The organism is Pseudomonas sp. CFBP 13727, from assembly GCF_014841915.1.
Taxonomy (GTDB): Bacteria; Pseudomonadota; Gammaproteobacteria; order Pseudomonadales; family Pseudomonadaceae; genus Aquipseudomonas; species Aquipseudomonas baltica.
The window spans coordinates 1,171,544-1,183,570 of sequence record NZ_JACYUT010000001.1; the positions used below are offsets into that span (position 1 = coordinate 1,171,544).

General features: G+C 59.0%; 5 protein-coding genes. 2 read left to right on the forward strand and 3 right to left on the reverse strand.

Going from position 1 to position 12,027, the window contains the following annotated elements; genetic code table 11:
• Positions 1 to 49 precede the first annotated feature (49 nt).
• A complete protein-coding gene (locus IFT76_RS05200; RefSeq protein WP_192057566.1) occupies positions 50 to 460 on the forward strand; it encodes a PA2817 family protein in 411 nt (136 codons plus the stop codon).
• 77 nt (positions 461 to 537) lie between these two features.
• Here the strand turns inward: IFT76_RS05200 and IFT76_RS05205 are convergent, their stop codons facing one another.
• Both IFT76_RS05205 and IFT76_RS05210 read right to left on the reverse strand, forming a co-directional pair.
• Positions 538 to 4,644: a Tc toxin subunit A-related protein gene (locus IFT76_RS05205; protein ID WP_342365564.1), complete on the reverse strand. Its 4,107-nt coding sequence runs from the start codon at positions 4,642 to 4,644 to the stop codon at positions 538 to 540.
• A gap of 48 nt (positions 4,645 to 4,692) precedes the next feature.
• Positions 4,693 to 9,930: a Tc toxin subunit A gene (locus tag IFT76_RS05210; RefSeq protein WP_192057568.1), complete on the reverse strand. Its 5,238-nt coding sequence runs from the start codon at positions 9,928 to 9,930 to the stop codon at positions 4,693 to 4,695.
• A 371-nt stretch (positions 9,931 to 10,301) separates the two neighbouring features.
• Here IFT76_RS05210 and IFT76_RS05215 point away from each other — a divergent pair, with 371 nt between their 5' ends.
• The gene (locus IFT76_RS05215; protein ID WP_192057569.1) at positions 10,302 to 11,267 is read left to right on the forward strand and encodes an aliphatic sulfonate ABC transporter substrate-binding protein; all 966 of its coding nucleotides are present in this window, start codon (positions 10,302 to 10,304) and stop codon (positions 11,265 to 11,267) included.
• 96 nt (positions 11,268 to 11,363) lie between these two features.
• Here IFT76_RS05215 and mntP read toward each other — a convergent pair whose 3' ends face one another.
• Complete coding sequence (gene mntP, locus IFT76_RS05220; protein WP_192057570.1) at positions 11,364 to 11,930, reverse strand: manganese efflux pump MntP; 567 nt, start codon at positions 11,928 to 11,930, stop codon at positions 11,364 to 11,366.
• Positions 11,931 to 12,027 lie beyond the last annotated feature (97 nt).

Below are 12,027 nucleotides of genomic sequence, written 5' to 3' on the forward strand. Positions count from 1 at the left end.
GCGTGGAGCTTTATACTCCCGCGCCCGTTTCGCTCAAGAGGACCCCACCATGGCCATTAACCATCTCGAATACCACCTTGTCCTGCTCGACCATCTGCGCAGCATCCTCGGGGCTCTGGGCGAGGCGGAGCAGGTCCCCGAGGAAAGCCACGCGCTGTTTCTGGAGCGCTTCGATGAGCTGCGTGCGCAACTGCCGGTCGACCCGGTGGAAAGCCAGTACCTGGGCCAGGACATCATGTGCCAGGTGATCACCCGTTACCCGCAGATTGCCCACCTGGTGCCGCGCGACCTGCTGTGGTTCTTTGCCGGCGACTGCCTGCACTACATGCCTGACGAAGAAATCGCGCTGTACCAGGCGCTGGAAGAGCGCCGTTTCGAAGCCGAGGAGAACGACGAACCGTTCGACTGGAATCAGGAGAAGCAATTGATGGCGATGTCGGGGCAGGAAGCTCGCCACTGACTGGACGCCGGATGCATAACGACAAAGGGGTCGCTCATCGAGCGACCCCTTTGTCGTTTCAGCCAGGTGGGATCAGATCACATCTGATCCAGCAGACCCTCCACTTGACTGGCGAACCCTGGCCCACCATCCACTGCGGTGTAGCGCAGGTTGACGATGATGTCAGTCAAGGTATCGAGCATTGCGCTTTGAGGCGCACGATCGTGGCGAGGGAATTTCAATTGCCAGCTGGAAACCGCGCCAGTTCCCTCGAACGGCAGGTAGCGCTCGTCGTTGAAGTCGAGCATGAACAGGCCGTGATCGTCCATGCCAGAGGACAGGGCGATGCTTTGGCTGGCACGGGGGTTGAACAGGATATGCTGGGTGTTCGCATCCGGCAGGCCGTACAGCGAATTCATCGCCCGCAGGTCGGCCTTGGTCACGGTTTTGCTGGACACTTGGGTCAACACGCCATGGATCTGCTGATAGGGCCCGACCACAACCGGCAGTGATACCGAGACGCTGACCAACTGCCGCAGGTAATGCCCCGGGTAATCGCCGTCGAACAACGAGCAGTGAAGGTCGAACGTCAGTTCCCCGCGCTCCTTGAGCTGGGTCAGCGCCATCTCCCAGCGCTCTTTGCTGCCTATCTTCTCGAACAGAGACTTGAGGGAAACAGTCTTGGTCAGCTCCAGACGCCGTTCATTGCGTTTCAGGTAGGCCGCCTCCATGCGCAGCAGTTGCAGCTTCAGCGCGTCGCCGGCGGTGAGGCCGAAGTAGTTTTCGAACCACACGTTGGGCTGGATGAATCGAGTCTGGAAATCACCCAGCTCATACTGCCAGCAGGCTTCCAGATTCAGGCTCAACGCGACAACCGCATCGTACGCCTGGAAGTAAAAGGTCGACAGCTGACTGAGCAGCCATTGGTACAGGCCGGCATTGGTGCTGCGGGTTTTCAGAAATGCATAGTAGTCCTGCGACTGCTGTTCGCTGCGTACGGCATGGGCCAGTTGCTCACGAGCGGATTCTATCTGCAGCTTCTGGACATTGATCTGCTTGTCCACCGCCGACAGCTCGGCCGACGCCTGGTCGCGCTGAAACTCCCACTCGACCAGGCGACGCCGGTATTGCTCGTTGATGGAAAGCATCTCGCCATTGATACGCATGGAATCGGCTGCCATTCCGGCAACCACGGCCACAGCCTGGACGGCCGAACCGGCACGGGTGTGTCCACCACCCACAGCCGTGACGATCACCGAGCCCATATTCACCGCGCCGGCGACACGTTCCAGGGCCTGAGTGCCTGCGCTGGCGATGGCGGACTTCAAGTTCAGGTCCTTGGCCCGCTCCTCTGCCGACGAAACGTTCTCTTCGGCCAGCTTTGAGTAGTAGTCGAAGCGCTGCTTGATGACCTGGCGACTGCTGGTCAATGCCACCAGACCTGCGTCAGCTTGGTCGATCGCCAATTCCTGCAGCTTGATCCCGAACTGCGACAGCTCCAGGACGTGGGACTGTTGCAGTTCTTCCTGCTCGGCACGATCCTTGAGCTCACGGTAAGTGCGTACCTGCTCGCCGAAACGAATCAGGGTCTCCACCGCATTCTGCACCCGCGGCAGCAGCGCGCGGAAGCGATACGGCGGAATCGGCGCCATGCCACCGACACTGCGCTGTACCAGCCCACTGGCGCTGTTCTGCGCGCGCAGCAGCATTTTCGGGTCCACCGGCGGAGCATAGAGCGGCAACAGCAGCGGCTTGCCGTCGATGGTCAGATTGTTGCGCAGGTTCTCGAGTCGCCGCGCAATGTCGTCCCAGATATCCAGCAGCTGGGTGTTGACCGGCAGGCGGAAACGTTCGGAGTCGAGCAGTTCGAACCACGGCCGATCCTCGCCCTGTATGGCGGGTAGCGAGCGTGCGCTCAGTGGATGTTCGTAGCGTGCGAACGTTTGCCCGTTCATTTCAGCAGCCACGCCCAGGCTGACAGGTTCCCAGCGACCGACCATCCGGTTGTCCGGTTTGTTACCCATCAACGAGAGCGCACGCACGTACATCAGCTTCGCCTCGTTCAAACTGTCGCGGGTCAGGCGACGGTACAGGGAATCGCCATAGGCCATGAGGTTGCGCACATACAAGGTAAAGATCGCTTTGCGGTAGTGCTCTGGATGTGAATAGCAGATCGCGTCGGGATCGGTGATACCGACCACTTCATAGTCACCACTGCTGGCCTCCTCTAGAGGGCGCACCGACCAGTACAAGGGGCTGGGCGGCTGGGTGGGCTTGATCTTGGCTTGCGGGTTGAAGATGTAGTGGAGCCACTCTTCGGCACCGAAGAAATCGAACTCGTTGTGCAGACGTTGGGCGACCGCATGGGGCACATGGAAAAACAGCTCCCAGAAATATCGTCCGTTGGCGCCATGGAAGTCCATGTAGCTCACCGCAGTGCTACCCGGAAGCGGCGGTTCCTGCATATGCTGGGTGGACCAGTTGAGTACGGCATCTACCGACACGTTTGCCTTGGCAACCAGGTCTCGGGCAAACAGCGTATTGAGGCGGACGTATTGCAGTCCAGTCAGCCGCAGCGCGGTCAAGTCGAGAAACTGCCCTCCAGTCGCCTCGTGACGCAGTTTGGGACGAGCCTCGGGCAAGGCATTGAGCGTGACCACATAATGATCCCGCGAAGGTGTGCTCGCCACGTCGCCAAAGCTGATGTCGATCGTGGACGGGATGTCCCCAGGTTGTGCGCCAAACACAAACATGACATCCGGCGTCCAGGCATTGCCGTTCAGGGCGATGTCGCGGAACTCTGCCCCCGCCTTTTGCACCCCGCTGACATAACAGCTCAAAATTAAATGGGCGTTATGCGGGCGTTCTGTCGTGGCGTTGATGAAGGCTTTAGTGACTTGACCACGAACGCGCAGGCAGTAGCGCCCTTCTTTATCGATGCAGAACCACGTCACCAACCGCATCCACCCACTCAAAGCGCCAACTTTATGATAAGCCTCTTCATAGCCTTGAGTCACTGCAGGGTGGGTCCAGCGGTCGCTGGCCAGCGGATGTTGCAACGAATTATCTGCGTTGGAGAAATGCTGCAAGGCATTGAGCATTTTTCCCAGATAACCGCTGACGCCAGTGTGATTCACGACATCGTGAAACAGCACATTGAACCGCGCATCGAAAATCAATCCTTCATAATCAGGCTGGTCTGCATCGGTCACGCCATATGCAAAGACAATTTTCTTGTCGTCTGGATCGGCCTCGCTGACAAAGGCCACGAAATAGTCGGCGTCTGGATCGTATTTACGCTTATCCATGAGCACCGTGACCATGGCTGGCGACCAACTGCCATCAATCATTTGGTAGGCCACGTTCAGACTGTAACTTGGCACGGACTCGTGGGTACCTACCACGTCGTCGCCGTCGGGGCGTTCGCGCATCTTTTCTTGCTGGCTGATCCACGCGACATACAAACGACCGTCCAGTAGTAGCGGCCTGATGTGCAGGATCTCGCTTCCCGAAGGGATGTTTACCGGCAACCACTCGCTCCAGGCAGTGGGGCTCAGGTAATCGTCACCTTCGGCCTGGCCGGTGGCCTCGCCAAAACGTACCTGGGCCTTGCGCCAGAAATACTGATAGGGCTCGACGTTCTGCCGCCCCAGAAAGTAGTAATCGGCATTACGAAAGTCCACGCCATCAATATAGCCGGCCACCACGTTCAGATTGCTCAAGTGTTCGAACTTGTTCAAGTAGTGCCGCAATGCGTGCTGCACGGAATCTTTGGACGGACGACTCTGATTGATATCGTTGGTGAACTCCGTGAATGCCTGCGTCTGATTGAGACGTAGTGTGGGTTCGATGTAGTTCTCGGGGTAATCCTGCAACATCTGATTACCCGCCCAGATAGCGTACTCACTCTTGCTTTCGCGCCAGAGTTGCTGCGCCTGCTTGTCGAAAATTCCACGATAGCCAGGCTCCATCCCATTGTAGATGGCATGAATGTATTGCTGAAGACTGGCCATGCCCATGGCGATACGGCTGGTATCGACAGGGGCATTGACCTGGTTATCGATAAGCAGGTATTCGTACAAGTCCTCAGGGGTTTCCAGACGGCGAGCGCCGGGCACGGGGTGTTCCAGAACTATTTGGCCTAGGTAATAGGCGACCAGTGCGTCGCGGTGTGCGGAAAATAGAGCAGCAGTGAACTCGGTCACGATAATATCTCGATAATAAGGGCAATACAATTGATCAACCAGACACTTTTATTCCGGAATGATCTTCATGATTTCGTAGCCTACAAAATTGTCCACCACGCTGTACGGACTGGTTTGAGTCTCGGACAGCATCAATTCCATGTAGCCATCCGGGCCGCAGGTTCCAGGTGTCGAGACGACCCTATAGCCAGCAGGAGTTATAGCCAGCACGGGTTCGTTACCGTACAGAACCCTGACCGTCATCGGCACTTCGGCGCGTTTGGGAACATAAGCAATGTTTCCTTCGAACCGTACGCGTGAATCACTGCTACTGGCCACAGTTCTGAACGCCGCCGGCAGATTTCGCCGGTCTTCGGGGATAACAAAGTTCACATGATCAACAGTGTTCATTCCGTCCCTGAACACCGCGCAGGTATCCGGGCGTACAGTAAGCGTGTTATCCCAGCGGTTATTACTGGTATAGATTCCTCTGTAAGCACAGCCCCCAGCACTGTTTGGTAATAGAGGTCTTTCCGGGGGGTTTCCATCCGTTTGCCTGAAGTGCACCGTGCCGCCTATCAGCGGACGTCCACTTTGCGAGTTCAGCTGGACACTGAGCCCGTGGGTATTTAGGTAGTCATGCTGCCTCCAAGCTTGAAAGATGCCAAGTGTCACGATCTCCTTCACATGCACTTCTCGGGTTTCAATGACACCCAAATTGCTCTCGAATCTCAAGACAAGCACGTTATCCGCTGCACCACCTTCTTTGAAATCGGCGTACTCCCCATTGAAATCAAAATGCATGTGCCCTTGCTCATCGGCATAGGCTTTCTCGCCCGCTGCAGGTGAAATGACAATTCCTTGCATGTCGGCAGCGCCGCCAACCAAGCTCCATTGCACCCATGCACGATCATCGCCGATATCCCCACGGACAGCACGTACGCTCAATGCTCCCTGCCCACCACGCCCCATGACGAACGAGCTGCCATCAGAATGATTCAACAGATCACCCGTTTCACCCAGCGACGACACTTGTAAAGATTCGTGAGCGTGCATGACTGCGACTGCGAAATCAGCCGCGTTGTTTACCCCAATGGTTCGCGCTGTCACCACTTTCTGGCCGTGATCACCCGCCGCGAAGCGATATTCGAATGCGGTCCAACCTTGACTATCGGTGTAGCTGGTTCCGAGCTCCCTACTGCCTTGGTGCCACGTCACGGGGTAGCGGCTCAATGCTGGCTCCAGGCGTACACGGAACTGCGCTGGGCGTGACTGGCCGATGCCGAAAATCTGCTCCAATGGTGCATGTTCGACCAGTCTTGGCAGCTCGAAGATAGGCGTCGCAGCACTGGCGAGGGGGCGCAATTGGGTGTCCGACACAGTGGCATCAACGCTCACTATCACGGACCCTGCCTGGGCTGCGGTGAAATTGATGCGGGCAATACCCTGCCCATCGGTGATGCTCGTAGCTTGCTGATCAAAGCCGCCGACGGTGCAACCCCAAGTCACTGTGGCGCCGATTACAGGCGTTTCATCCAGGTTGATAATGCGGCAAGTGACCTCTACCGGCTGGGTCGCCGCGATGGCGCTCGCGAAGCGTATGTATTGAAAGTAAGGCTGTTCCAGGAACCTGACGGGTTGAAACGCGTGCTCGTTACCGTTGAACTCGAACACCGCTACCACGCTGGCCGGACCCGACGGCTGGCTGTGCAACGTCGCATACGCCAGGCCTTCGCTATCGGTGCGCGTCTGCGGACGCAGGAATTGACCCAGGTCCGTCTCCCACCGCACCACACGATCGCGACCCACGTTGCCATGCATATCCACGAGTTCCACCGCAAACTCGATTTCTTCACGGTCACCCGCCAGCGCCTCGGCAGGATTCGGGTAATGGGGCACCTCGATGAAGTCAAGGGTGCTTTCATCGCAATCGATCCGCACCAGCGGCGCCTGGATCTGCCGGTCCAGGCCGTAGGTGGCGGTGACCTGAGCGGTGCCCATCTCATCGCCAGACATCAGGGTCGCGGTCATTTCGCCATTGGCGTCGGTTTCCGTCATCGCGGGTAATTGCAGTTCGCCCAGGCTGGTACGCCAGGCGACTCGAATACCACCCATCGGCTGGCCCAGGAAGTTTCTGACGGTAATGGTGAAGCGTGCGACCTCGTCGGTCCTGGCCACCAACAGCTCACGGTCGACAATGATCCATGAAGACTCGCTTTGCCCCAGTTCACCTTCCACTTGTTTGCCTTCACCTGACAGGCTGGCGGTCAAGCTGGCCAAGGCACCCTCGCCAGCGGCCCGGTAGTCGTTGCGCGAACTGTCGCTGCGCAGCCGACTCAAGTCGACCACTGCCGTGGTGCCCAATTGCAGCTCGTTACAGAACTCGCGAATACGGATCAGGTGATCCAGTTCCAGCACGGTCAGCAGAATCCCGTTGTCAGCCAACAGCGCGGCTGTTTGCAGAATGTCGCGAGTGCCGAAGCCGATAAATCCGGCGATCTTGCCCGCAGCATCTTCGCGTACAAGTTCGGCATCGGCATCGCTGAGCTCTTGGGGCAGGCTGTTCACCAGCTGTAGGTAGTCGAGCAACTCCTGCTCACCGCGACGGCTGAATTTCACCACTCGCTGGTACTGCACCAGGCTGTAGAGGTCTGCAAAGCCGATGTCGTCGATCGACCAGGTGGCGGATCTGGTTCGGCGAACTTGCGCCGGGCGGCCGAACCACTCAGGGTTACGCACAAAACTGCGCAAGGCCATGGCGCTGACGTTCAGCTGTTGCGCGATCGCTGCCCGGCGGGCCAGACGTGCCAGGATGGTCAGCACTTCATCGCCCACGGGCACCGCGACACCGGCGCCCCCCTCGATGGCGAACACCCGCAGTACTTCGGCAAGCAACTGATAGGTCGTGCCACGCGCCCACAGCAGCAGCTCGCGGCACTGCTCGGCAGTCACCTTCAAGGTGCTGGCCAGGCATTCCCAAACCAGGCTCTGCTGAGCGGCACGGGCGTCCATCACCACACTGAACAGTTTGATGCGCAGGTCGGAGATCGCTGTGACGCCATGGCGGCTCATCACGCGATCGATCAGCTCCAGCAGCCGCTCGGTATAGTAGGCTTCGTCCTCGTACTCGGGGGCCATGATGCTGCGATCAATGATCAGGCCGTCACCGGAAACGAGCGCTTCGAATTCAGCCAGCCAGTCAATCGCAGTTGGCGCATCACCCGCTGAATACTGCGGTGCACCTGCTTCGACGAAGGTCGCCTGGCTGACCAATACCGCTCCCATACGTGATTGAATCTGCTTGAGCAGATCGATCTCGTGCTCGGTCGCTGCCGCAACGGGAGTCAGTGGCATGACCTGCTGATACAACCAGTTGACCGACAACTGATGCGTGTTGCACCACTTGATCACATCGGCCAAGGACTGGATCACACTCAGGGTGTCAGTCGTTTCCGAGTGCTGATGCACGGCAAGCCGGGGCTGCGCCAGGCGGTTGATGTACTGGTTGGCGCTCTGGTTGATCAATTGCAGCAAGGCAATCGCCTCGATACTCGAAATGCCCAGATAGCGTGGCAGCTTCACCAGGCGGTAGAACGCCGAGACTACAGCGTGGGACCACCGCAAGCTGTTGATATCGAAGTCAGCCATGCTTTCGTTGCCCTGACTGTGGAGCCCCTGAGCGATGTAGCGAGCGATATAGACGTAGGTTTCGAAACTGATGCCCAGCGCGCTGCACAGATGATCGACCTTGCGGTACTGATTCTCCGTCGCCGGGACGATTGGAAATACGCTGTCGTCCAGACACAACGGCGTTTCAAACAGGCCGCTGGCATTGAAAATGCGATCGAACTGCGGCGTGTCACTGCCGCACGCATACAGGCCTACGCCATGAACGAGCGCCGAAAAGTCTTCAGCGGTTACCTTGAAATCGCGCTGCAGTTGGCGAAACAGACCCAGCATGCGCAGGGTGTTTTCGGTGATCTGAAAAGCGTGCGGGGTCTTGCCGTGCTCGGTCTTGAAGGCTGCCGATAGCAGCAGATCGATGTCGGCGAAGCTCAGCTCCATCCAGCGCGACAGACGAATGATGCGTTGCAGGCGGTCGAAATGGCCATCGGTGTGGCCGATGAAACGGTGCATCGCCCCACCCTCACTGACCACGCCCAAGGTCGGCGCGGTACCCGCGTTGATGTAGCTGGAACCGACCACGGCAGGCGATGCCGGCGCCAACCCGGCCACATTGGGCGAAGCCACCGGTGCGCGCGTTTCAATGGACAGCAGGTCTTCCAGTTGCGCCTGGTTGATGCCCGTGCGCTTGCAGAAGGTAGGGATATCCACCAGCGGCTCGGCGTTGGCAACACCGTAGTGACGGTTGTAGAAGCTGGCCTGAGCCACGGCCATGGCTGCCTGGCGCTGGAGGCCTGGGGCCTTGCGGGCCAGGTTCGTCAGCGGAAAATAAGGCGCTTCCAGCAGCAGCGCGCGCTGCTCGGGGCCAAACGCGGCGTCCAGTTGCAGGGCATCGTCGGAGGCCGCCGAATGCAACCCTTGCTCCTTGAAATAGGGGAACTTGGGATCGAGTTGTCGAACCACGTCACCCAGTTGGTAGCGCTTGCGCTGCAGCACATGGTTGATCTGCGCCTGATACCGCTCATACGGCAACTGGAAAGGATAACGGGTGGCCAGCAGTACATCGTCTACCGCTTCTTCGCTGCGGTTGCGGCCGTCCAGAAACTCGCGCGCGGCGCGCTCGAGAATCTCATTGACGATCACTACAGTCGGCTCGACGCGCTCCAGGCTCACAGGGTCCAAGGTCAGGTCAACCAGATCGGGACGACGCTTGGCCAGCGTGATGGCTTCACCTTCGATTGCCAGAGGCTCGATGGTCTGGGTGGCAAGACGGTAAAGACTGGTCAGATAAGCCGCAGGCGAGGAGGTTGCCTCGATAGCGCCGGGCATGCAGTTGCTCGACCAACTGGGGGTGAACTGGCTTTCGAAGCTGGGGCCGTCGACCAGCGCACGGACGCCGCTACGGGCCATGGCCGCCGAAGCCGGCTCGCTGGCCTTGAGGCGTTGTTCGCGCATCTGTCGCGCTGCGAGCACGGCCACCGAGCTGGCGCGCTGATGCAAGGCTTGCGCTTGATCTACGTCAAAACCCTTGCCGAGCTTGATCAGGTCGTCGACGCTGCCTTGAGCGATCTCCATTGCCGTGCAGCCTTGAACCTTGGACAGGGTCTGGTGCTGTTCGGCATTGACGGCGATATTCTTCAAATGTGCGGATAGGGTACGTTCCGCCGGCGTTTCATCTTTCATGGCTATCTACCTTGGCTGTTCGGCGCAGGCCCGCGAACGGGCTGCGCAGTGAAGCCGCCACACTAGGTAATGTTTCCTTGGACGTCGCCTGACAGAAGTGATAGGTACGTGTATGTTTTTAAAAGAGAAATTTGTATATGCGAAGATGACAGGCGCCTACTGAGAACCTTTCGCATCGATAAAGAACCGGCGGGTGAAGTGCAGTGCGAATCAGTTTGGCCGGTGAGGCTGCATAAGCTGATAACTAAACGCCATTACCGTGCGTTGAACTGTTCTTCTATAGTCGCTTCACCGGATCACCGGCATGCCCTTCCCCGTTCTCTTCGAGCCGACCGCGCCCCGCGGATGCGTCGGAGACGAGACTTGAAACCATGTCCACCCTCTTCACCCCGCGGCACCTGCTTGCCGCCAGCCTCAGCGTTGCGCTCGGCGTTGCCTTCAGCTTTTCGGCAGCGGCAGAAACCCAGCTGCGCATCGGTTACCAGAAGTCCTCGACGCTGATGGTGCTGCTCAAGCAGCAAGGTACGCTGGAGAAGCAACTGGCAGACAAAGGCGTGCGCGTCAGCTGGCACGAATTTGCCAGTGGCCAGCCGCTGCTCGAAGCGCTTAACGTCGGCAACGTCGACCTGTCGGCAGACGTTGCCGACACGGTGCCGGTGTTCGCTCAAGCTGCCGGCGGCAAGCTCACCTACTACGCGTCCGAATCGGCTTCACCGCAGGCCCAGGCGATTCTGGTGCGGCAGGACTCGCCGCTCAAATCGCTGGCAGACCTGCGTGGCCATACCGTAGCAGTCACCAAGGCGGCAGGGGCTCACTACCTGCTGCTGGCGGCCCTGCGCAAGGGTAATCTGACGTTCACTGATATCAAGCCGGCCTACCTGACCATCGCCGACGGCCGCGCCGCCTTCGAAAACCAGAAGGTGGATGCCTGGGTGGCGTGGGAACCGTTCCTCAGTGCCGCGCAGCAGCACCAACCTACCCGCGTACTGGCGGGCAGCGAAAACCTGGCCTCGTACAAGCGCTACTATCTGGCAGGCACGCCTTATGCGAAGGCCAACCCGGCGATCCTGAAAACGGTGTTCGACGACTTGGCCGAAACTGGCAAATGGGTCAAGGCAAACCCGGCCGACGCCGCCGCGATTCTGGGTCCGCTCTGGGGCAATCTTGACCCGGCAGTGGTGCAGCAGGCGAACGCCCGCCGCAGCTACGATGTGCAGCCCGTCACCCGCGAAGGATTGGCCGAGCAGCAGAAGATCGCCGATGCCTTTCACGACGAGAAGCTGATTCCCAAGCGGATCGATGCGGTGAACGTGGAGGTGTGGGCGCCGGGCGAGTAATCCAACGACGCACTCCCAGGATCTGTGCGGCGGCCCCTCACCTGCCGCCGCCAACCGGGCCGGAAAACGCAGCCCATGAGCAGTCCACTGCTCCGATTACGCCGCAGACAAATGCTCGTAGAGAATCACCGCACCGACCAGCATCAACACGATGCCGCCCACGATTTCCGCGCGCTTGCCCACCACGACGCCCAGTACCCGACCCAGCATCACGCCGATCGTGACCATGACCGTGGTCGCCACGCCGATGGCGGCGGCTGCAATCCAGATGTTCACGTCGACGAAGGCCAGGCCTACGCCAACCGCAAGAGCATCGATGCTGGTGGCAAAGGCGGTGACGGCCAGAATGGCAAAGGAATGCTGTTGCGGCTTGTCTTCTTCAGGGGCTTCATCCTTGACGCCGTTGTAAATCATGTGCAGCCCAAGTCCCACCAATAGCACGAAGGCGATCCAGTGGTCGAAGTCTTGAACGTACTCAGTCGCCGCCTGGCCTATGAACCACCCTATCAAGGGGGTGATGGTCTCTATAGCACCGAAGATGACACCCGTACGAAGTGCTTCCGTGAATCGCGGTTTGTGCAGTGTCGCGCCTTTGCCGATGGCGGCGGCGAAGGCGTCGGTGGACATCGCCAGGGCGACGAAGATGATGGAAATGGGGTTCACGGTCGAAGATCCAGCCGGGCTATGAGTCAACGACGCGACCACACGCCCGGCTTTAGGCATGGATGCATCGTTGGTCTCACCAACCACAAGGTGTTCG